Genomic DNA, 21,283 nt, shown 5'->3' on the forward strand with positions numbered 1-21,283 from the left:
GGATGAACGGGAGTTGAACTTCAGGTTACGAGTTAGACTCTGCGAGGCCATCATTGATCGCCCCGCCAGCACGACGGTTAAGGCTCCAAAATAACCTTGCCGGTGGTGGAACGGGACTCCAGCGCAGTGTGGGCTGCCCCGGCTTTAGATAAGGGAAAACGGGCGCCTATCCTGGCGGTGAGATTGCCCTCAGCTACCGCGTTGAAAACCTCAGATGCTCGCCAGCGGCGTTCCTTCACATTCAAAAGATAGTCGCCCAGCTTCGGTCGAATGATGGAAAGAGATCCGCCGCTATTGAGTCGCTGTAGATCAAAGGGAGGCACTTGTCCTGATGCGCCACCAAAAAGCACCAACGTTCCGCGCGTGCGCAGCGACGCCAAGGAACCGTCAAAGGTGTCTTTTCCGACGCCGTCGAACACCACGTCCACTCCATCACCGCAGGTGAGCTCCTGCACGGCCTGCGCGAAGTCCTCGTAGCGCAGAACGTCATCAGCGCCTGCCACACGGGAAAGCTCTTCCTTTTCATCGGTGGAGACCGTGGTAATGACGCGCGCCTCACGCTCCTTGAGCATCTGAGTCAACAGCAATCCAACACCGCCAGCGCCAGCGTGCAGCAGGACCGTCTGCCCAGGTTCCACATGGTAACTGGAGTTCATAAGGTAATGGGCGCTCATGCCCTGGAGGGGTAACGCGGCTGCAATATCCAAAGGTATGGCGGCGGGTACGTGCAACGCTTTGTGTGCTTCGACGATGGCGTACTGAGCGTACGTGCCGCGGCCCTCTGCCGTGGCCACCTGGTCTCCCACGGAGAAGTCGGTGACTCCATCACCAACGGCCACCACAGTTCCCGCAGCTTCTGTGCCCGGGGTAAAGGGGAACGTTGCGGGGTAGACGCCGCTCCGTTGGTAAGTTTCAATGAAGTTCACTCCCGCAGCCGCGACCTTGAACAGAACCTCTCCGGGGCCGGCCTCCGGAATCGTCACCTCGCGTAAAGAGAGGACCTCTGGGCCGCCAGACGCCTCTGCGACAATGGCGCTGCACTGAGTGTTCATTATGTTCCCCACTTCGTTCTCGTTGAGCTGTGGCCGTCCCGCCTCCTGAGGAAAGGCGTGCGCTTCCTCCATCATAGAACTGGGCAGCATTGATGACTCCATATTGAATAAATATCGGTAGTAATGAATATATTTGCTGTATAGTCGATTTATGACAATTTCTGTAGCCGTTTCAGGAGCCAGCGGATACGCCGGTGGAGAGGTGCTGCGTCTGTTGGCCAGCCATCCCGATGTGAGGATCGGTGCCATCACCGCTCACAGCAACGCCGGTTCCCGCCTCGGTGAGCTTGCGCCGCACCTTCATGCGCTGGCGGACCGTATTTTGGTGGACACCACGGTTGAAAATCTGTCCAACCACGACGTTGTATTTCTAGCTCTTCCGCACGGTAAGTCGGCAGCAGTGGCCGCCCAATTACCTGCCGAAACGTTGGTGATCGACGCCGGGGCGGACCACCGCTTGCAGTCAGCCGCGGAGTGGGAAAAGTTCTACGGATCACCCCACGCCGGCACTTGGCCCTATGGGCTTCCCGAGCTTCCCGGTGCGCGCGCCAAACTTGTTGGTGCTAAGCGCATCGCAGTCCCAGGCTGCTACCCGACGAGTTCGCTTTTGGCGCTCCTGCCCGGATTCAGCTCCGGAGCTCTGATGGCCGATGACGTCGTGATAGTTGCGGCGTCAGGCACCTCGGGCGCGGGCAAGACTGCGAAGGTTAATCTGATTGGCTCTGAAGTCATCGGCTCGATGAACCCCTACGGCGTGGGTGGTGGACACCGGCATACACCGGAAATTGCGCAAGGCCTCTCCAACGCGTCCGGGTTGGATGTGAAAGTCTCCTTCACCCCGACGCTGGCTCCGATGAGCCGCGGTATTCTCACGACGGCCACCGCTAAGGTGAGTGCTGAATTTGCCGCTCGGTATGTCAACGTGGATGAACTGGCCACGGCACTGCGTCAAGTCTGGTTGGACGCATACCTCAACGAGCAATTTGTCAACGTCTTGCCCGAGGGGCAGTGGCCCACCACAAAGTCGGTCCTGGGCTCAAACTACGCTTCCCTACAAGTTACCTATGATCCCAACGTCAACCGAGTTATCGTCTGTGCCGCCATTGACAACCTCACCAAAGGCACAGCCGGTGGCGCCATCCAGTCCATGAATATTGCCCTCGGCCTGGCAGAAAACACCGGCCTAACCTTCCAAGGAGTAGCACCATGAGCGTGACAAAAGCACAGGGTTTTCGCGCCGCGGGCGTGACCGCCGGACTGAAGGTCTCGGGAAAATCCGATTTCGCATTGGTGGTCAACGATGGTCCTTTGCATAGCGCGGCTGCCGTATTCACCAGCAACCGGGTGGCGGCGGCTCCTGTCCACTGGACCCGCACGGCCGTGGGCGACGGACGCTTGGATGCCGTGGTGCTCAATTCCGGCGGGGCGAACGCCTGCACGGGAGTGGAGGGCTTCCAAAACACGCACACCACAGCCGACAAAGTCGCTGACGTCTTGGGGCTCAGCGCTGGGGACGTAGCCGTTTGCTCAACCGGACTCATCGGGGAACAACTGCCGATGGCGAAGATCCTGCACGGTGTTGAAATGGCGGCCGCTGCACTGGTCGCTGATGGGGGTACAGCGGCAGCCACAGCAATCATGACAACCGATTCCGTTGCCAAAGAAGCGTCCTGGACCAGCCAACCCGGTGCCGACGGCACCAGTTACACGATTGGTGGAATGGCCAAGGGTGCTGGGATGCTGGCGCCCGGGCTGGCCACGATGCTGGTCGTCATCACGACGGACGCCGTCGTGGAAGCTGAGGGACTCGACGCGGCCTTGCGCGACGCCGTCAAGGTCACCTTTAATCGTGCCGACTCAGATGGTTGTATGTCTACCAATGACACGGTGCTGTTACTGGCTTCCGGCGCCGGCGCAGTGTTCCCTGACATGGACGAGTTCACGGCCGGGCTAACCCAGGTCTGCGCGCAGCTGGCCCGGGCATTGATCGCGGACGCTGAAGGCGCCAATCACGACATTGCAATCACCACGGTCAACGCTGATAGTGAGCGCGACGCCGAAATCGTTTCCCGTTCCGTGGCCCGCTCCAATCTGTTTAAATGTGCGATCTTCGGCAACGACCCCAACTGGGGTCGAGTGCTTTCCGCCGTGGGCACTACCGATGCGATCTTTGATCCCAACGAAATCAACGTGAGCATCAATGGTGTCCAGATCTGCCGAAAGGGTGGCATTGGGGATTCCCGTGAACTAGTTGACCTGAGCGCACGCGAAGTCACTGTGGAGATCGACCTACGTGCTGGTGATACGTCAGCCACGATCTGGACCAACGATCTTACCCATGCTTACGTCGAAGAAAACAGTGCCTACTCCTCGTAGCCGGGTGTCCACGACCCCCCTCGCGAGCAGTAAGATTTAGCCGCTCGTACCTCGCAAGCAAAATCCGTCCTCGCTCCGGGGCGTCATGGAAGCCCGCACACGCTATTTGTACATGGAAGGAAGAACAGGATGACTTCGGTGGAAACCGCGCAGGACAAGGCTGGAACCCTCATTGAGGCGCTCCCGTGGATCCAGCAGTTCGCCAACACTGTTGTGGTGGTCAAATACGGCGGGAATGCCATGATCAACGACGAGCTTCGTCGTGCCTTTGCCGAAGATATCGTGTTCATGCATCATGTTGGTATCAAGCCTGTCGTGGTCCACGGCGGAGGACCGCAGATCAATGCCATGCTCAAACGTTTGGACATTAAGAGTGAGTTCAAAGGCGGTTTGAGAGTCACGACCCCGGAGGCCATGGACGTGGTCCGCATGGTTCTCACCGGACAGGTGGGACGCGAGCTGGTGGGCCTGATAAATGAACACGGCGCCTATGCTGTGGGGCTCTCAGGCGAGGATGGGGCACTATTGCAGGCTGAGCGCACGGGCGTCGTCATTGACGGAATGCCTGTGGATCTAGGTCTGGTGGGAGAAGTAGTCGGGGTCAATCCAGGGGCGATTATCGATCTGCTAGAAGCCGGTCGGATACCTGTCATCTCTACCGTAGCGCCGGAGGTAGGGGACGCCTCCACCGTGCTCAATGTTAATGCCGATACCGCAGCGGCAGCCCTCGCAGTGGCACTGGAGGCTTCGCGGCTGGTCATACTTACCGACGTCGAAGGCCTGTATGCCAACTGGCCAGACAAGTCCTCGCTGCTGAGCGAAATTGGAGCCAGCCAGCTGCGTGCCATGTTGCCTACCCTGGAGTCAGGCATGATTCCCAAAATGGGTGCCTGCTTGTCAGCGGTGGAGCGCGGAGTGGAACGCGCCGCCGTCGTGGATGGCCGCAGCGCACATTCGGTGCTGCTGGAATTGATGACCACTGCTGGAAACGGCACCCAAATATTTCCGGATGAAGAGGACGGCGCATGAACCACGCACATGATGAAACAGGGGCCGGGAACGGCTTGCTGAGTAATGTCAACGCCACGGCCGCAGCCGTGACCGGAACAGGTACCAGTGCCCAATGGTTGGCTCGCTACAGTGATTCCCTCATGGGAGTCTTCGGCAGTCCCCAACGGGTCCTGGTGCGTGGTGCTGGTGCTTTGGTCTGGGATGCAGACGGAAAGGAGTATTTAGACTTGCTTGGTGGCATTGCCGTCAACGCCCTGGGCCACGCCCACCCCTTCGTGACGTCTGTTATCTCCAGCCAACTGGCTACTCTCGGACATGTGTCCAACTTCTTTACCAGTCCGACGCAGATTGCACTAGCTGAAAAGCTACTGTCGTTGAGTCAAGCACCAACAGGTTCGAAGGTTTTCTTTGCCAACTCCGGAACCGAAGCCAACGAAGCCGCTTTCAAATTGGCGCGACGTCACGGCAAGGTGCACAGTCCAGAGAACGGGCCCTCACGGAGCACCATACTGGCACTTGAGGGCGCGTTCCACGGCCGTAGTATGGGTGCCTTGGCGCTCACGGCTAAGCAGGCTTACCGTGAACCGTTTGAACCCATGCCAGCTGGTGTGCGGCATATCCCCTTTGATGACGTAGAAGCCCTCCGGGCGGCCATGGATGAAACTGTTGCCGCACTAGTCATTGAACCTATTCAGGGCGAGGCTGGCGTGCGCCCGCTCTCACTTGAATACCTGAGAGCGGCTCGCGAACTGACCCGTGAAGCTGGTGCGCTGCTGATCCTGGATGAAGTCCAGACCGGTGTAGGCCGCACAGGCGAGTGGTTTGCTGGCACCGCCGCGGGCATCGTTCCGGATGCTATGACCCTTGCCAAAGGGTTGGGCGGTGGGTTCCCCATCGGTGCCATGATCACTTTTGGGGAAGGCCCCTCGCCTCTTCTTTCGGCAGGCCAGCACGGGACCACCTTTGGCGGTAACCCTGTCGCAACTGCTGCCGCGCTAGCCACCTTGCACGTACTGGAATCGGCTAATGTACTGGCCAATGTGCGCGCCGTCAGTGCCCGGTTCGCGGAAGGCTTGACTGGCATCGCAGGTGTTACGCAGGTGCGTGCCCATGGGCTCCTCATTGGCTTTGACGTGGCTGAACCCATCGCGGCCGGGATCGTGACTGCCGCTTTGGAAGCTGGCTTCATTATCAACGCCCCTAAACCCCATACCGTGCGGTTGGCCCCGCCGCTAAACCTTACGAGCCAACAAGCGGGATCGTTCTTAGCGGCGCTGCCGGCACTGATCGAAACCGCCCTCGCGGCACAAACCCTGCAAGGAGAATCCTGATGACCCGGCACTTCCTCGTTGACACCGACCTCAACCCACAAGAACAAGCCGAGGTTTTGGACTTGGCCGCGCACCTGAAAAAGCTGCCGTATGACAAAAGTACGTTTGCGGCAGATGGTGCTGCCCGTAAAACGGTGGCCGTCATTTTTGATAAAACCTCCACCCGGACCCGGGTTTCCTTCGCGGCCGGCATTGCTGAGTTAGGTGGGAACGCGCTGATAGTCAACCCTGGTGAGGCCCAGATTGGTCACAAGGAGTCCGTGGCGGACACGGCTAAGGTGCTTGAACGCATGGTCTCAACCATCGTCTGGCGCACGTATGAACAGGCTGGTTTGGAGGAGATGGCAGCCAACTCCTCGGTGCCGGTCATCAACGCGCTTTCCGATGACTACCATCCGTGTCAGCTGCTTGCTGACTTGCTTACCATCAAGGAACACAAGGGCCATTTGGCCGGCCTGACCATGACGTACATGGGGGACGGGGCCAACAACATGGCTAACTCCTACCTGCTAGCCGGTGCTACGGCGGGCATGCATGTTCGGATCACCGGCCCGGAGGGTTATTTGCCGCCCGCCGACGTCGTTGCTGCCGCGAAGGACCGCGCGGAACTCACCGGCGGCTCGGTGCTGGTCACCACCGATTTTGACGCCGCTGCGTCTGGTGCTGACGTTCTGGTTACTGACACGTGGGTGTCCATGGGGCAGGAGGAAGAAAAAGCGCAGCGGATGGAGTTGTTCAAAGAATACGCACTCAACGAGGATGCACTGGCCAAAGCGGACCCAGCCGCGATTGTGCTGCACTGTCTGCCGGCCTACCGCGGTTACGAGATTTCCGCATCGGCGATCGACGGCCCACAGTCAGTGGTGTGGGACGAGGCGGAGAACCGCTTGCATGCCCAGAAAGCGCTTATGGTGTGGCTGGTGGAAAAGTCCGCTCAAGAACCGCTGCGTGAAACGGCCGGGCACTGACGATGGCCAAGCAACCGTTAGCACCGATGCTCACCACCAAAACTGCCCGCCAAGCGCGGGTGACGGCTCTGCTGACCAGCCGCGCTGTACGGTCTCAAGCGGAGCTGGCAACACTTCTCGCCGACGACGGTTTGGTGGTCGGGCAGGCGACTCTCTCCCGCGATCTGGTGGAACTACGGGCCGTCCGTGTCCGTGGCGAGGACGGTGGGCTGATCTACGCCGTTCCGCGGGAGGGAGGGGATCGCAGCGTTCACTCCCTCTCTTCGCAGGAACTGCTGGATACCCGGTTGGTGCGCTTGTGCGGTGAACTGCTGGTGACGGCGGAAGCCTCAGCGAACATTGCCGTATTGCGCACACCCCCCGGTGCTGCAAACTTTCTGGCCTTGGCCATTGATCATTCAGTGATGCCCAGCGTCCTTGGCACGATCGCTGGCGATGACACTGTGATGGTGATCGCCCGCGACCCACTTGGGGGAATCGCGGTGGCGCAGCGATTCCTAGATTTTGCGGCCGAATCAAGTTCCGGGGCCTAGTCCGAGGCGTCGGACGAAAACAGCCACCAAAATTTCAATGAATATATTTTAGTAATAATGCATAATCATGCATTAGGCTGTTAAGCAACGTGGAAACACACTCTAAGAATTTTTCAAATAATGGGAGAAATGAACGTGACTGATCGCATTGTATTGGCCTATTCCGGCGGCCTGGACACATCCGTTGCCATCGGCTGGATCGGTGAAGCCACGGGGGCGGAAGTTATCGCCGTCGCCGTCGACGTCGGTCAAGGGGGAGAGTCGCTGGAAGAAGTACGCCAGCGCGCACTCGCGTGTGGCGCAGTCGAAGCCTACGTGGCTGATGCGCGCGACGAGTTTGCCAATGACTACGCCATGCCGGCGCTGAAGGCCAATGCTCTCTATCAGGGCCACTACCCGCTGGTGTCCGCCATCTCCCGCCCGGTGATTGTCAAGCACCTGGTCAAGGCAGCCCGCGAATTTGGTGCCACCACAGTGGCTCATGGCTGCACCGGCAAGGGCAATGACCAGGTCCGTTTCGAGGTTGGCATCCAGACTCTCGGCCCGGACCTGAAATGCATCGCCCCCGTTCGCGATCTCGCACTGACTCGCGACAAAGCGATCGCTTTCGCCGAAGCCAAGGGCTTGCCGATCGAGACCACCAAGAAGAACCCGTACTCGATCGACCAGAACGTCTGGGGCCGTGCCGTGGAAACGGGCTACCTGGAGGACATCTGGAACGCCCCCACGAAGGACATCTACGACTACACGGCTACTCCGGAGTTCCCGCCGGCACCCGATGAGGTCATCGTCTCCTTCAAGCAAGGTGTGCCCGTCGCCATCGATGGCGTTGCCGTATCCCCGTTACAGGCCATCCAAGAACTGAACCGGCGCGCAGGTGCGCAGGGTGTAGGCCGGATTGACGTCGTCGAAGATCGCCTAGTTGGCATCAAGAGCCGTGAAATCTATGAGGCCCCCGGTGCCATGGCCCTTATTACGGCGCACAAACACCTCGAGGACATTACGATCGAGCGCGAGCAAGCCCGCTTCAAAGCGTCCGTAAGCCAGCGCTGGTCTGAGCTGGTCTACGACGGCCAGTGGTTCTCCCCACTCAAGCGTTCTCTGGATGCCTTTATCGACGACACGCAACAGTACGTGTCCGGGGACATCCGCATGACGCTTCATGGAGGACAAGCGATTGTGAACGGCCGCCGCTCCGAAACGTCGCTGTACGACTTCGACCTAGCCACCTATGACACTGGCGACACCTTTGACCAGTCGCAGGCCAAGGGCTTTATCGAGCTATGGGGGATGTCCTCCAAGGTCGCCTCAACGCGCGATCAGCGCTTCGCAGGAAAGTAACCGTGGCAGACACGAACCCGCAGACGCAAGGGTCCTCGGCAAAGCCAGGCGAGACGGGTGGACATACGGGGACTAACGAGGGAGCGCTCTGGGGCGGGCGTTTCCAAGGAGGTCCTGCGGATGCACTTGCCGCTCTAAGTAAGTCCACGCACTTTGACTGGCGTCTGGCCCTGTACGACCTCGCTGGATCCAAGGCACACGCTCGGGTACTGAATTCAGCTGGCCTGCTCGACGACGTCGAACTTGCTGGCATGCTTGACGCGCTTGACCGGCTTGTTGCGGACGTGAAGTCCGGTGCGTATCTTCCGGCAGAGTCCGACGAGGATGTGCACGGGTCTTTGGAGCGCGGTCTGATCGAGCGCGCTGGTGCAGCATTGGGCGGCAAACTGCGGGCTGGGCGTTCGCGCAACGACCAGGTGGCCACACTGGGTCGCATGTTCCTTCGCCATCACGCGAGGATCATCGCCGCAGGGGTTCTTTCAGTCATTGATTCGCTGGTGGGGCAGGCCAAAGTGCATCACGGCGTGGCCATGCCGGGGCGCACCCATCTCCAGCACGCCCAGCCGATCCTGCTTAGCCATCATTTGCTTGCCCATGCTTGGGCGTTATTGCGAGACGTCCAGCGACTTATCGACTGGGACAAGAGGGCCGCCGTCTCGCCGTACGGCTCTGGCGCTCTGGCGGGTTCGTCGTTAGGTCTTGACCCGAACGCCGTAGCGGCGGATCTCGGTTTTAGTTCGGCTGTGTGGAACTCGATCGACGGCACCGCCTCCCGCGACGTTTTTGCCGAATTCGCTTGGGTCGCCGCCATGATTGGCGTTGACCTCTCCCGGGTGTCTGAAGAAGTAATTCTGTGGGCCACAAAGGAGTTCTCCTTTGTCACTTTGGACGATTCATATTCCACGGGATCCTCCATCATGCCGCAGAAAAAGAACCCAGATGTGGCGGAGTTGGCCCGAGGCAAGGCTGGCCGTCTCATCGGCGACTTGACCGGATTGCTGGCCACTCTCAAGGGTCTACCTCTTGCTTACAATCGTGACCTGCAAGAGGACAAGGAGCCTGTTTTTGACGCCGCTGACACACTCGAGGTGTTGCTCCCGGCAGTATCTGGGATGATTGCCACGCTCGTCTTCAACACCGAACGCATGGAGTCGCTGGCACCCCAAGGATTCGCACTGGCTACAGACATCGCCGAATGGCTTGTCCGTCAGGGTGTCCCCTTCCGGGATGCCCATGAGCTCTCCGGTGCTGCTGTCAGGGTCGCGGAAGCCCGCGGGGTGGAATTGTGGGACTTGACGGATGCCGAGTATGCGAACATCTCCGCGCACCTCACCCCGGCGGTCCGCACAGTATTGAGCACGCGCGGATCGTTGGAGAGCCGCAGCGCGCAAGGTGGCACCGCTCCGTCCGCTGTTCTGGCACAGCTCGAAGCCTTTGAGGGACAACTTGCGCAGGCGCGGACCTTCTTGGCCTGACCGCCGTCGAGTTTGACCGTCGGTCAGGACACCGGAATGCCCGCATCGAAGGTCGATGCGGGCATTCCTAGTTCTTTGACCTATAGAATGTGCCCATGAAGCAGATCACGAATGAACAGCTCAAGGACAGGCTTGGCGCAGCCGCGGACGCTCTAGGCGGCAAAGTGGCCACGCTGACCGACGATGACATCCGTGCTGCGACTGAGCTGACGGGATGGACGCGTGGGCACATTCTGGCCCACACCACCAATGTGTGCGACGCCGTGGCCCGCCAGATTGAATTCGCTCTCCGCGGGGAGAGCATCGAATTTTACGACGACGGTCAAAGCGGGCGGAATCAAGCCATAGAGATGGCTGCTAGCCACGGCACGGATGAGCACCGAACGCGGCTGGATGCAGCCCTTTCGCGTGTGCTAGGTGATCTCGCCGGACTCGCCGATGACCAGTGGCAATTGCGGATCAGTTACCGTGATGGGACCATTTTCGACGGCGCATTGGCACTATGGCGCGAGCTCGTGATCCACCTCGCTGACCTTGACATGGGACGTGGGCCGGAAACGTGGTCCAAAGATTTTTGCCTCTACCTCATCGACTTTCTGACTCCAAGGGTGCCCCCGCAGCTACGACTGGTGATGTTGCCCCTTGGACTGGAATCCATAACGGTAGGCACGGGGGAAGACACCGTCTCCGTGCAGGGGATGCTCACCGACATAGCCGCATGGCTGGCCGGACGCACACCCACCATGGGCAGTCTGCGTGCCGAAGCCGCAGCCGATTCCGTGGCGTTGCCCGCGCTTTTGCCGTGGCCTTCAGCTACCGCAGCTAGATAAGGTTGCGGACGGGGTCATCGTTTCCACTGGTAGGGCGTCGTAGTGGAGACTTTCAAGAGTCCGGAGCGTTCCAGGATCGGACGTGAGAACTCGGTGGAGTCGCTGTGAATGAGCGTTTTTCCCAATCTGATCGCTGATCGCGCGCGTGCAGCGCTCAAGGCCCGGTATATTCCTTGCCCACGCCATTGCTCACGAGTCGCTCCGCCCCATATTCCGGCAAAATTGGTGTTTGGAACTGGTTCTAGCCGTCCAGCAGTGACGATTTGTCCTTCGGCTTCGCCCACCCACAGTTCCATCCCATCATCGAGGCCGAGGCGATGCAGCAGCGCGTCAGCCATTTCTGTGGAGATCGGCTCACCAAAGACTTCGTCCGCCATGGCACTCATTGCTCGCACATCGACCTCGCTGGTGACTTGTCGCAATGCGACGCCTTGTGGAAGTGGAGCTTCGATTGCCAGTGCGGAAGCTTCGCCGATCATGATTGATTCCGTCTCCTGCACGATGAAGCCATTCTCCAACAGTGCTTCATGCAGACCCGGTGCATGATCGTGTCCGCGAGTTTTCCACTCGACGCGGGTAATCTCTGGGCTATTTTGGTAGTGAGCCAACGCCTCGGAAACGAGCCGTCGGATATCGTCTTTTTGAACTAGGCCGAGGTCTTGGTATGTAATGAAGCCCCGTCCGTTCATGAAGGTCACTAGGCGCAACGGACCATGCACAGTGACGTTGATGGCGCTTGGTGTCTCGGCATCCGTGCGTAACTGTTCGTCGTAGGCGGCAAGGAATCGCGTTTTGTTGGCAACTTCATTGTGTGTCATCGGACTATTCTTGCAAAGAATGACCGGCTAGCACCAAGCCTCGGGGAGATGAATTGTTGGGCATGCCGGTAGAGTTTTTTTATGAACAAGATCGCTCCCGTAACGCTTCGCGGAAAATACGTCACTCTTGAACCCCTTAGCGAGGACCACCATGACGGATTGGTGCAAGCGGCGTCCGACGGTGAACTGTGGAACCTTTGGTACACCTCGGTGCCGCGACCTGAACAAATGGGTGCAGAGATTCAGCGGCGGCTAACAATGCAGGAACAAGGCTCAATGGTTCCGTTTACGACCCGCCTCAATGACCGGGTAACGGGGGAGCCGGGCAAAATTATTGGTATGAGCACATACTGTGACATTGACGTTGAACTTCCACGCGTGGAAATTGGATATACCTGGAACGCGGCGAGTGTCCAAGGGACCGGAACTAATCCGGATAGCAAAAGGCTTTTGCTGGGGCATGCTTTTGAGACGCTGAATTGCGTAGCCGTGGAATTTTGTACGCACTGGATGAACATGCAGTCCCGAGCGGCGATCGCCCGCTTAGGGGCAAAGCAAGATGGAATTCTGCGCGCCAACGCCCGCATGGCAGATGGTTCGCTGCGGGACACAGTCGTTTTTTCGATCATTGCCTCCGAATGGCCCCAGGTTCGCAGTGGGCTAGATTTTCGGCTTGGCAAAGTGCGCCCATAGAACTCCCTCAGGTGCATTAGATCTATAGTCACTTCTCGTTTCCCACCGGGCAAAGCTCAAGACCTTGTCACGACCGGATGACTTTGGGATGGTTATCCGAAGGGATGGGGCCAGGAAAGAGGCTGCGGTGAATGAAAATTGCGAGCATGATCCAATGAGTGAACCCGCGCCGACTGCTTGGCAGTTGATGGCGCCAGTGATCGATCTTCTGACACCGATGGCTACGCGGGTTGCAGCCACGTTGAGGGTCGCCGATTTTCTCTGCGAGAGTCCTCTGTCCGCCCAAGAGCTGGCCAGGCTCACGGATTCTGATCCCGATGCGATCGGTCGGCTATTGCGGCATCTGGTGGATCACGGCGTTTTCGCCGAACCAAAGCCGGATGTATTCGCGTTGAACGAGCTCGGCGCTCTGCTATGTTCGGATCACGCGTCAGGAATGCGTGTCCAACTGGATCTAACTGGGTTCGGTGGCCAGATGGATCTGGCCTTCACCGGTTTATTGCATACTGTCCGCACAGGGCAGCCTGCTTGGGAGAGAGTCTTTGGCGCCCCCTTCTGGGACTTTCTAGGTGGCGACCCTGTCATGAGTGCGTCCTTCGATGCGACCATGACCGCTGGCGCGGAATACTTAGCAGACGATGCACAAGCCTTTGAGTGGTCGAGCCTTCGGCGGATTATCGACGTTGGTGGGGGAAATGGGGCATTGCTAGGCGCCATTATTTCGGCACATCCTGACATACAGACAACCTTGGTTGATCTATCCGAAACCGTTGAACGCGGTCGAGATGCTCTGACCCAACAAGGGCTGGCTGCCCGATGCACGTTCGTCGGGCAGAGCTTCTTTGACCCCTTGCCAGTTGGGGGAGAGATGTATGTGCTCAACAGCGTGCTGCACGACTGGGGCGACAAGGAAGCCATAGCCATCCTGCGACGGTGCCGTGAGGCGGCGGGCGCCGACGGCCGTGTCCTGATTATTGAAACAGGGGCAGGTGAAGGCGCCGGGTTCGCTGAGATGGACTTGCGCATGCTCGTGCTGTGTGGCGGGAAGGAACGTACTTTTGAGGGTTACACCAAGCTTGCTACCGCCGCAGAACTGGGCGTTATCAGCACCCACACCACGCCGCTGGGCCAAATAGTCATTGAATGTGCCGCCGAAAAGCCTTGATCTTCTCTGGCACGTACTGCTTGGCTACTCTGAAACGGATTGCCGGGTATGGTGGGCGGAAGCGGTGTGACGGCCAGACCAAACCACAGAATTCAGGAGAAATGATCCCTAGAGTGAGGACAATTTGAGTGAAGACAATGAAATGGCCCGGCGCGCAGCGGCGCACGCAGATCAAGCGGTCGTCGCCGCAGCCAAACTGAAAGTCGGTAGCTGGGAGTCCGTGCAAGCGCTAGCAACGTTATCGATTGCGGAGAGCCTGCTTTCTCAGCGCCAGATAGATCAGCCTCGACGCTAAGAGCGAAAGCCGCAGCAGGGTAATTTCTCGACGATTGCGTCACTTTGAAAGGTTGAGGTTTTTGTGAATCTTGAGGCTGATCCGGAACGCGCAACCCAGTTGTGCTGCGAAGCGCAGGCACGTTTGACGCGTCGGGTGGCACACCTGAGCGAGGACGACGTTCGATCAGCGAGCCTTCTCCCCGGCTGGAGTGTTGGACACGTACTAACCCACTTGGCCCGTAACGCGGACGCACACGCGCGCAGACTATCGGGTGCCCTGAACGGGTGCGATGTTTCCAAGTATGAGCGCGGGGCTGAACAGCGTCGCAGTGAGATTGAGGACGGCGCTACACGGTCAGCGAGCGAGATCATCGTCGACTTGCTTGCCAGCATGAGGGCTCTGGAGCGACTCTTTGTCCAGAGCGCTATTGCGGGGTGGCCCAACGGTGATTTCCTTGGCGGAGGAGATTACGGCGTCGCCGGATCTGCGGCACACAGATTACGGGAAGTGGAGATGCACCACGTGGATCTTGGGCTTGGTTACACCCCAGCTGAGTGGCCACAGGAATATGTGGACTGGGACTTGCCCGTGCTACTTGCTACGGCCAACGAGCGGCTTGGATCAATCAACGAACGCCGCTCAATCATGGCGTGGCTTGCCGGCCGGGGACCCTTAGACGCCCAGATGACGCTCGCTCCCTGGTGAATGCGCTGGTCTTGCTCGTTGTGGAGCTTTTGGGCCTTCCCCGGCAGCCCGCCAAAGATGCATTGTGGCATAGGAGCGCCACGGCCGCAGTGGCTCTGCCATCTTGCTAAGCTCGCCGACTTTGATAGTGCGGGCTAGAGCTAGAGTGTCCCCACGCAGCAGTCCGTAGCCGTTGCGGACGGCGGCATCTGTGGGCAAGAAAACATCGCCATTGCCAAGAACCCGCATGGACACGTAGCCCACTGTCCAGGGACCGATGCCTGAAATCGGTAGGAGTTTAGTTGCGAGGGATTCGGGGGAGTCATGCGGACCGATGGACAGTGTCCCGTCAGCGAGTTGGGCCGCAACGGCCATGATGGACTCGATTCGACGCTTTGGTCCGCGCAGAATTAGTGCGGCGCCGGTGGCGATCTGGGGAGGCGTGGGGAAAAAATGCGTCATGGTTCCGTGCGGGAGCCGGGAGGGGGTGGCGAGGACGGTGAGCTGATTGAGCTGTGTACGGGCCGCAGCCACTGTGATTTGTTGGCCTACCATTGCACGGATCAGGATCTCAGCCGGATCCGTACAGCCCGGCAGTCGAATACCGGGAAGTGCCTCCACGCGTGGAGCCAAGACGGGATCCTTGGACACGGCGGCATCCGCCGAAACGGGGTCATGGTCCAAATTGAAGAGCTGGCGCACACACTGTAGGAGAACATCTGAATCCCGTGGATCTTCGACGTCGTACTCCAACAGCAGCGAGGTGCCGTCCCAAACAAGCTCAAACCAACCGTGGCCACTCGGCAACTGCAGCGTTCGCGCGTACCGGTTCCAGGAGGCCTCCTCCACTCCGGTAACCGCACGGGCGGCAAGGAATGCGAAAATACCAGGTTCAAACGGCGGGATGAAGTTAAGAGTAACGGCCATGAAACCATCCTGTCATGGCCCCAAAGCAGTATGTCCGTTCTCGATGTCCGCCGCATCCCACGGGGAAGCCCCAACTCGTCGCCAGGCATGACTGCGGGGAGGTACGGTGGAAAGATGGGACAGCAAACTGACATCCTTGAACTACTCCAGAATCCGGCACCATTCGTTGCACCCCGTCTGCTGGGCGCCTTGGTGCGCCATGAAACGGCGGAGGGTCTCGTCGTCGTGCGGCTAACGGAGTTGGAGGCATACCTAGGGCAACGTGACTCGAAAGACCCTGATCCCGGCTCGCACAGCTTCAGAGGAAAAACTCCACGGAACTCGGTCATGTTTGGTCCTCCCGGGAACTTGTACGTTTACTTCAGCTACGGCTTGCACTTCAGCGCAAACATAGTGTGCAGACCCGAGGGGACGTCATCCGGGTGCCTTATGCGGGCCGGGGAGGTAATCGAAGGGTTAGAACTGGCGCGTTCCCGGCGGCCCACGGCCAAAAGTGACCGCGACCTTGCGAAAGGCCCCGCCAGGCTTGCCAAAGCTATGGGCTTTGCAGGTGAGCACAACGGCATGAGCGCCCTTGGCGGAGACGTATCAATCACGCTGCCACAGGAACCGGCCGGAACCATCAAAACCGGACCACGGGTGGGTATCAGCGGGCCAGGAGGTACGGACGCATATCCGTGGCGATTCTGGCTTGAAGGGGAGCCGACGGTTTCAAAGTTCAAGCCGGGAGTGGTGCGCCCTGTTCGCAAGCCCGTTTCTGGTGACGGGATGGCTCGGCCATCCCAGTGACCTGCGGCAGTGTCTGCGTCTGAACCTCCGCCTGAGCTAAACGACGCATCAGGGTGCTGCGGGAGGCTGGCCATTCGTGGTCCAAAATGGAGTAGATTCCGGTGTCCACACGCGTTCCGTCGTGGCCTCTTCGGTACCCTCGCAGCACGCCCTCCGACGAGGCCCCTAGTTTCATAATGGCGGCAGCACTGCGGACATTGCGGGTATCGCAGCGCAACGCGACCCGATGCACCAGAAGCTGTTCGAAGGCAAACGTCAGCAGGACCAACTTGGAAGCCGTGTTGACGTTGTGGCCCCAGTAGTTCCGGCCAAAAAACGTCATGCCTATTTCTACCCGGGACTGATCCGGCACGTAGTCATACAAACTGGTGGTTCCTGCTACTGCTCCGGTGCTGTGGTCGATCACGGCAAAGGAAATTACTGCCGGATCGTTGATTCGATCGGTGAATAATTTCTCTAGGGCACGCCTGGACGTTGGTCGACGGGAAGCCATGCCTGCCCACATGTCTGCATCCAGAATTGGGAACAGATTGAGTGCGTGAGCACGCCGGAGTGGAACAAGCCGGACACCGTGCCCGGGAAGGGAAATATTGTGTTGCACGGACATATATAAGCATCTTTTCGAGCCGAGTAGAACCCCCTTTTTTGCGCCCAGTTCAAAGGTACAGCGGACATGAACTTTCAGGGCCGATCCGGAACGACTCAGCCGATTCCAAAAAAGCGGTGATCTCGGCAGATTTACCGGGCCCGATGCCGCTTAGTGGTCCAACGGCGCTGGCGAACGGCGAGAATTGTTTACGAAGAATTAACCCTGACTTTTGGCTGGCAATCTTGGCTAAGGGGAACTGTTAGCGTGGGTTCCGCCTAGCGAGGAATGGGACGCAGCGGGTGGACCCCAACTCGGCAGTCTCGGGATAGAATAGACGGTCCGCCTTTTTGGTGGTTCGCCTTAGGTAATCAGGAGTTTTTGCATGTATGACGCCGAGTTGGCCAAAGAACGTTTGTACGTTGACGGACTATATGCCCGCCTGGATGAGCTTCGCGCAGCAAAGGTGGAGCAACTGGCACAAGTGCGCCGCACCAAATCAATGGGAACGCACCAAAACCGCTCCGAGCGGGACGCTTTTGCCTCTCTCTACGAAAATCGTTTAGCTCAGCTGAACGCGGTGGATGATCGCTTAGCGTTTGGCCGCCTGGATCTGGAATCTGGCGAACAGCGCTATATTGGCCGCATCGGCCTCTCCACGGAAGATCTGCGTCAACTCATGGTTGATTGGCGTGCGCCGGAAGCCGGAACCTTTTATCAAGCCACGGCATTCGAGCGCCTGGGTGTGCGTCGCCGTCGCCATTTGATCCTTCAAGGACGCAGCGTGAGCGCTATTGAGGACGATGTTCTGGACCACACTATGTTGGTGGACGGAGAGCACTTACAGGGTGAAGGCGCTCTCTTGGCAGCACTGAATTCAAAGCGGACTGGCCGCATGAGCGACATTGTGGGAACCATTCAAGCAGAGCAAGACAGGATCATTCGGTCCCCGCTCAGTGGTGCGCTGGTAGTCCAGGGCGGACCTGGAACCGGCAAGACCGCAGTCGCACTTCACCGCGCAGCGTACCTGCTGTACACGCATCGGGAGCGTTTGCAATCCTCAGGAGTACTCCTGGTGGGTCCTTCCAGTGCTTTCATGAAATACATCGAGCGGGTTCTTCCTTCCCTTGGCGAGACCGGAGTGGTTATGGCCAGTCTGGGCCATTTGATGCCGGGTATCACGGCTGCTGCCGTAGAAACGCCGGAGGTAGCCAAGCTTAAGGGCGGCATTGACATGGTGGCGGTGATGGCGAACGCTGTGGCCAACCGCCAACGGTTACCCCACGGTGATTCCAGGGTCGACGTCGAAGGGACCAGACTGGTACTTACGTCACGTCAGGTGCGCCGCGCCAGAGACAAAGCACGCGCCACCGGCAAGCCGCACAATGAAGCCAGAGTGACGTTTGTGAAAACACTGCTGCGCGAATTAACGGAGCAACTACGCGAACATATTGAGGGCTCCGGGGCCGGGAACACGGCTGATCGGTCATACCTGGCGGAAGACGTCAGAGGATCTCGAGACGTGCGAACGATACTGAATCTGTGCTGGATGCCGATGAGCGCCGAAAAGCTGGTGCGGGACATGTTCAGCAAGCCAGAGATCCTCGCCGCAGTGGCCCCCCAGTTCAGCGCCGCGCAGCGAGCTCTGCTGTTGCGCCCGGCTAACTCCCCCTGGACGGAGTCTGACGTTCCGCTGTTGGATGAGGCCGCGGAACTCCTCGGTGAGTTGGACGCTACGGGAGGACGGGCCGAAGCTGCCCATGACGCGCAGCGCAAGCGGGATCTGACAAATGCCGAGAAGGCTATTTCCAATATGAATCAATTGCTAGAAGACTCGGGGGTCGACGGCATGCTGACGGCCGAGCAGCTGGCTGATTTCAACGTGGTTGATGGCGATCATCTCAGCAATGCTGAAGTGGCTTTGACCGATAGAAGCTGGGCCTACGGGCACGTGGTGGTGGACGAGGCTCAGGAGCTTTCTCCGATGCAGTGGCGCCTGTTGGTGCGCCGGTGCCCGGTGAAGTCCTTCACCATTGTGGGCGACATTGCCCAAACGAGCTCGGCAGCCGGAGCTTCCTCGTGGCAGGGTGCGTTGAGCCCGTTCTTCGGCGAGCGTTGGGCTCTGGAGGAGCTGAGCGTCAACTACCGTACGCCCACCCAGATCGCTGAGGCAGCCGCGCGCATGGCTAACGCTGCCGGTCAGGTGGTCTCTACACCGAAGGCAGTACGCGAGGGCGAGTGGGAACCGATCATCGACCGAGTCGCTGCGGGCGCAGTAGTGGACCAGGTGGTGGCGGTGATGGAGGAAGAAACTGCGGCTGTGGCCGGAGGATTGATCGCGGTCATCGCGCCGAAAGTTCAGGTCAGCGACATCACGGTTGCTCTTCGCGCTGTTTACGGCCACCGAATCGGGCATGGCGCCGGCTCCACGGTGCAAGACATTGTGGTCCTTGACCCGCACCAAGCCAAGGGTCTGGAGTTCGACGGCGTCGTGATCGTGGAGCCAGCAGCACTCTTGGCTGGCGCGGGCGGCCGCGTCGGTGATCTTTACGTTGCTATGACCAGGCCTACCCAGCGTCTCCGCCTGATCACTTCGGAGCCTTTGCCCGAAGGTATCGAGCGCTAGAAAAAAAGTGACTGACGCGTCCTACTGTTGCGCGCAGCGGTAGGACGCGCCGAACGCGAGGCGGAAGAAACGCCGTCGTGCTGGTAATTTTGTGGTGTGTCTTTGCAAACTGAACTCCGCGCCCCTGAGAATGACCCCAGCTTCGCCAATGTATGGCAGGAGCTCAAATGGAGGGGCCTCATTCAGGTCTCTACCGACGAAGCCGCCCTGGAGGAATTACTCGCTGGAGAACCCATTACGTACTATTGCGGATTCGACCCAACCGCACCTAGCTTGCACCTAGGAAACCTGGTTCAGCTACTGACAATGCGCCGTATGCAATTAGCTGGACACAAGCCCCTGGGATTGGTGGGCGGGTCCACCGGGTTGGTGGGGGATCCGCGCCCGACGGCGGAGCGCACCATGAACTCGAAGGAAACAGTTGAGGAATGGGTTGGTTACCTGCAAGGCCAGGTTCAGCGCTTCCTGTCTTTTGAGGGCGAGAACGCCGCACGCATGGTTAACAACCTTGACTGGACCGAACCGATGTCGGTGCTGGACTTCCTGCGTGACGTAGGCAAGTACTTCCGCGTCGGCACCATGATCAAGAAGGACATTGTGGCCTCGCGGCTGAACTCCGATGACGGTATCAGCTACGCCGAGTTCAGCTACCAGATCCTGCAGGGCATGGACTATCTTGAGCTGTTCCGCCAGTACGGCTGTGTATTGCAGCAGGGCGGGTCCGACCAGTGGGGGAACCTGACAAGCGGCACCGATTTGATCCGCAAGGTTGAAGGCGCCTCGGTCCATGCACTGGGCACGCCGTTGATCACCAACTCTGACGGAACTAAGTTCGGCAAGAGCGAAGGCAACGCCATCTGGCTTGACCCGGCCATGTGCAGTCCCTTTGACATGTACCAGTTCTGGCTAAACACTGCCGATGACGACGTTATCGATCGTTTGAAGGTGTTCACATTTCTCTCCCGCGAAGAACTAGCCACGATTGCTGAGTGTGTTCGGTGGAAACCGCAGGCCCGTGAAGGCCAGCGCACCTTGGCATTCCAAGTGACCTCTCTGGTGCATGGCGTGGACGCAACCGAAAAAGTCATCGCTGCCTCCGCCGCCTTGTTCGGACAAGGTGAGCTAAGCGCCTTGGACTTGGACACCCTTGAGTCGGCGACTCGTGAGTTGCCGCGAGCCATAGTGCCTGCTGCAGGAGTAACAATTGTGGAACTGCTAGTCGCTGCAGGGCTGTCGAGGAGCAATTCTGAAGCGCGCCGCACCATCGGTGAGGGCGGGGCGTATGTCAACAACGCCAAAGTGAGTGACCCGGACACGATTTTGGGGAATTCACAGGCATTACATGGCAAATACCTTTTGGTACGCCGTGGGAAGCGCACCTTGTCCATGGTGGAACTCGACAGCTGATTTTTTCCTCATAAAACAGTTGGTCACGGACGTCCCCGTCAGCGCTGCCCGCCCCCGATTTGCGTGGGGGCGGGCAGCGCTGTATTGTTCTATCTGTCGCCTGCACAAGGTTGAGCCGCTTCGAGAGAAGCAAGGCTCCCAATTTGCAGGAAACCAAGCCTATAAAATATTTTTATTATCATTTACTTCTAAAGTGAATGAATCAGAAAAAGTACGGGTTTGAGGAATTTATGAAGTGACCAGCCGCACATATTGCGGATTGGACAAAGTGAATTCTAATGTAATAAAGTATGAATATCGCGTCGACGAAAACTAAGTGAGAAAAACATTTAGCAATTACTCGAATGCAGTTGTTGTTTGAGAACTCAATAGTGTGCCAAGTTTTATTGATACC

Annotated in this window: 20 protein-coding genes; 16 read left to right on the top strand and 4 right to left on the bottom strand. The window is 58.7% G+C overall.

Annotated features, from left to right (window positions below):
• Positions 1-77 precede the first annotated feature (77 nt).
• Complete coding sequence (locus LOH53_RS02875; protein ID WP_230066245.1) at positions 78-1,052, bottom strand: quinone oxidoreductase family protein; 975 nt, start codon at positions 1,050-1,052, stop codon at positions 78-80.
• Positions 1,053-1,203: 151 nt separating this feature from the next.
• On the opposite strand from LOH53_RS02875, the gene argC reads away from it, so the two are divergent.
• The 9 genes from argC to LOH53_RS02920 all read left to right on the top strand — a co-directional run bounded on the left by argC (position 1,204) and on the right by LOH53_RS02920 (position 10,917).
• Positions 1,204-2,262, top strand: coding sequence for an N-acetyl-gamma-glutamyl-phosphate reductase (gene argC / locus LOH53_RS02880; protein WP_230066187.1), 1,059 nt, complete (start codon positions 1,204-1,206; stop codon positions 2,260-2,262).
• Positions 2,259-3,428, top strand: a complete 1,170-nt coding sequence (gene argJ, locus LOH53_RS02885; RefSeq protein ID WP_230066188.1) for a bifunctional glutamate N-acetyltransferase/amino-acid acetyltransferase ArgJ — start codon at positions 2,259-2,261, stop codon at positions 3,426-3,428. The genes argC and argJ overlap by 4 nt, the downstream gene beginning before the upstream one ends.
• A gap of 129 nt (positions 3,429-3,557) precedes the next feature.
• The gene (gene argB / locus LOH53_RS02890) at positions 3,558-4,457 is read left to right on the top strand and encodes an acetylglutamate kinase (RefSeq protein WP_230066189.1); all 900 of its coding nucleotides are present in this window, start codon (positions 3,558-3,560) and stop codon (positions 4,455-4,457) included.
• On the top strand, positions 4,454-5,770 hold the full coding sequence (locus tag LOH53_RS02895; RefSeq protein WP_230066190.1) for an acetylornithine transaminase: 1,317 nt from the start codon (positions 4,454-4,456) through the stop codon (positions 5,768-5,770). The genes argB and LOH53_RS02895 overlap by 4 nt, the downstream gene beginning before the upstream one ends.
• Positions 5,770-6,738 (top strand): ornithine carbamoyltransferase, encoded by a 969-nt coding sequence (gene argF / locus LOH53_RS02900; protein WP_230066191.1) that lies wholly within the window; start codon positions 5,770-5,772, stop codon positions 6,736-6,738. The genes LOH53_RS02895 and argF overlap by 1 nt, the downstream gene beginning before the upstream one ends.
• 2 nt (positions 6,739-6,740) lie before the next feature.
• The gene (locus tag LOH53_RS02905) at positions 6,741-7,271 is read left to right on the top strand and encodes an arginine repressor (protein ID WP_230066192.1); all 531 of its coding nucleotides are present in this window, start codon (positions 6,741-6,743) and stop codon (positions 7,269-7,271) included.
• 135 nt (positions 7,272-7,406) lie between these two features.
• Entirely contained in the window at positions 7,407-8,612 is a 1,206-nt protein-coding gene (locus LOH53_RS02910) for an argininosuccinate synthase (protein ID WP_230066193.1), read from the top strand.
• A 2-nt stretch (positions 8,613-8,614) separates the two neighbouring features.
• Complete coding sequence (gene argH / locus LOH53_RS02915) at positions 8,615-10,087, top strand: argininosuccinate lyase (RefSeq protein WP_230066194.1); 1,473 nt, start codon at positions 8,615-8,617, stop codon at positions 10,085-10,087.
• Positions 10,088-10,182: 95 nt separating this feature from the next.
• A complete protein-coding gene (locus LOH53_RS02920; RefSeq protein ID WP_230066195.1) occupies positions 10,183-10,917 on the top strand; it encodes a maleylpyruvate isomerase family mycothiol-dependent enzyme in 735 nt (244 codons plus the stop codon).
• A gap of 14 nt (positions 10,918-10,931) precedes the next feature.
• On the opposite strand, the gene LOH53_RS02925 is transcribed toward LOH53_RS02920, so the two are convergent.
• Positions 10,932-11,735: a GNAT family N-acetyltransferase gene (locus tag LOH53_RS02925; RefSeq protein WP_230066196.1), complete on the bottom strand. Its 804-nt coding sequence runs from the start codon at positions 11,733-11,735 to the stop codon at positions 10,932-10,934.
• A gap of 81 nt (positions 11,736-11,816) precedes the next feature.
• Between LOH53_RS02925 and LOH53_RS02930 the strand changes: the two genes are divergently transcribed.
• From LOH53_RS02930 to LOH53_RS02945, 4 genes are all read left to right on the top strand, one after another.
• Positions 11,817-12,428 (top strand): GNAT family N-acetyltransferase, encoded by a 612-nt coding sequence (locus LOH53_RS02930; RefSeq protein WP_230066197.1) that lies wholly within the window; start codon positions 11,817-11,819, stop codon positions 12,426-12,428.
• A gap of 154 nt (positions 12,429-12,582) precedes the next feature.
• Entirely contained in the window at positions 12,583-13,593 is a 1,011-nt protein-coding gene (locus LOH53_RS02935; RefSeq protein ID WP_230066198.1) for a methyltransferase, read from the top strand.
• A 124-nt stretch (positions 13,594-13,717) separates the two neighbouring features.
• Positions 13,718-13,888 carry a hypothetical protein gene (locus LOH53_RS02940; protein ID WP_230066199.1) on the top strand — a complete coding sequence of 57 codons (171 nt, stop codon included), beginning with the start codon at positions 13,718-13,720 and terminating at the stop codon, positions 13,886-13,888.
• A gap of 63 nt (positions 13,889-13,951) precedes the next feature.
• The gene (locus tag LOH53_RS02945) at positions 13,952-14,575 is read left to right on the top strand and encodes a maleylpyruvate isomerase N-terminal domain-containing protein (protein ID WP_230066200.1); all 624 of its coding nucleotides are present in this window, start codon (positions 13,952-13,954) and stop codon (positions 14,573-14,575) included.
• Here LOH53_RS02945 and LOH53_RS02950 read toward each other — a convergent pair.
• Positions 14,543-15,481 carry a DNA-3-methyladenine glycosylase family protein gene (locus tag LOH53_RS02950; RefSeq protein ID WP_230066201.1) on the bottom strand — a complete coding sequence of 313 codons (939 nt, stop codon included), beginning with the start codon at positions 15,479-15,481 and terminating at the stop codon, positions 14,543-14,545. The genes LOH53_RS02945 and LOH53_RS02950 overlap by 33 nt on opposite strands.
• Before the next feature lie 114 nt (positions 15,482-15,595).
• Between LOH53_RS02950 and LOH53_RS02955 the strand changes: the two genes are divergently transcribed.
• Positions 15,596-16,270, top strand: coding sequence for a DNA-3-methyladenine glycosylase (locus LOH53_RS02955; protein ID WP_230066202.1), 675 nt, complete (start codon positions 15,596-15,598; stop codon positions 16,268-16,270).
• On the opposite strand, the gene LOH53_RS02960 is transcribed toward LOH53_RS02955, so the two are convergent.
• The gene (locus LOH53_RS02960) at positions 16,200-16,877 is read right to left on the bottom strand and encodes a GNAT family N-acetyltransferase (protein WP_230066203.1); all 678 of its coding nucleotides are present in this window, start codon (positions 16,875-16,877) and stop codon (positions 16,200-16,202) included. The genes LOH53_RS02955 and LOH53_RS02960 overlap by 71 nt on opposite strands.
• A 364-nt stretch (positions 16,878-17,241) precedes the next feature.
• Between LOH53_RS02960 and LOH53_RS02965 the strand changes: the two genes are divergently transcribed.
• Complete coding sequence (locus tag LOH53_RS02965) at positions 17,242-19,482, top strand: HelD family protein (RefSeq protein WP_230066204.1); 2,241 nt, start codon at positions 17,242-17,244, stop codon at positions 19,480-19,482.
• A gap of 96 nt (positions 19,483-19,578) precedes the next feature.
• A complete protein-coding gene (gene tyrS / locus LOH53_RS02970) occupies positions 19,579-20,889 on the top strand; it encodes a tyrosine--tRNA ligase (protein ID WP_230066205.1) in 1,311 nt (436 codons plus the stop codon).
• The last annotated feature ends 394 nt before the right edge of the window (positions 20,890-21,283 follow it).

The organism is Arthrobacter cryoconiti, from assembly GCF_020905375.1.
Lineage (GTDB): Bacteria > Actinomycetota > Actinomycetes > Actinomycetales > Micrococcaceae > Specibacter > Specibacter cryoconiti.

Excerpts from the sequence above, each read along its gene's own strand:
- LOH53_RS02875 (WP_230066245.1), bottom strand. The coding sequence starts at position 1,052 with ATGAACACTCAGTGCAGCGCCATTGTCGCAGAGGCGTCTGGCGGCCCA.
- argC (WP_230066187.1), top strand. The coding sequence starts at position 1,204 with ATGACAATTTCTGTAGCCGTTTCAGGAGCCAGCGGATACGCCGGTGGA.
- argJ (WP_230066188.1), top strand. The coding sequence starts at position 2,259 with ATGAGCGTGACAAAAGCACAGGGTTTTCGCGCCGCGGGCGTGACCGCC.
- argB (WP_230066189.1), top strand. The coding sequence starts at position 3,558 with ATGACTTCGGTGGAAACCGCGCAGGACAAGGCTGGAACCCTCATTGAG.
- LOH53_RS02895 (WP_230066190.1), top strand. The coding sequence starts at position 4,454 with ATGAACCACGCACATGATGAAACAGGGGCCGGGAACGGCTTGCTGAGT.
- argF (WP_230066191.1), top strand. The coding sequence starts at position 5,770 with ATGACCCGGCACTTCCTCGTTGACACCGACCTCAACCCACAAGAACAA.
- LOH53_RS02905 (WP_230066192.1), top strand. The coding sequence starts at position 6,741 with ATGGCCAAGCAACCGTTAGCACCGATGCTCACCACCAAAACTGCCCGC.
- LOH53_RS02920 (WP_230066195.1), top strand. The coding sequence starts at position 10,183 with ATGAAGCAGATCACGAATGAACAGCTCAAGGACAGGCTTGGCGCAGCC.
- LOH53_RS02925 (WP_230066196.1), bottom strand. The coding sequence starts at position 11,735 with ATGACACACAATGAAGTTGCCAACAAAACGCGATTCCTTGCCGCCTAC.
- LOH53_RS02930 (WP_230066197.1), top strand. The coding sequence starts at position 11,817 with ATGAACAAGATCGCTCCCGTAACGCTTCGCGGAAAATACGTCACTCTT.
- LOH53_RS02935 (WP_230066198.1), top strand. The coding sequence starts at position 12,583 with ATGAGTGAACCCGCGCCGACTGCTTGGCAGTTGATGGCGCCAGTGATC.
- LOH53_RS02950 (WP_230066201.1), bottom strand. The coding sequence starts at position 15,481 with ATGGCCGTTACTCTTAACTTCATCCCGCCGTTTGAACCTGGTATTTTC.
- LOH53_RS02955 (WP_230066202.1), top strand. The coding sequence starts at position 15,596 with ATGGGACAGCAAACTGACATCCTTGAACTACTCCAGAATCCGGCACCA.
- LOH53_RS02960 (WP_230066203.1), bottom strand. The coding sequence starts at position 16,877 with ATGTCCGTGCAACACAATATTTCCCTTCCCGGGCACGGTGTCCGGCTT.
- LOH53_RS02965 (WP_230066204.1), top strand. The coding sequence starts at position 17,242 with ATGTATGACGCCGAGTTGGCCAAAGAACGTTTGTACGTTGACGGACTA.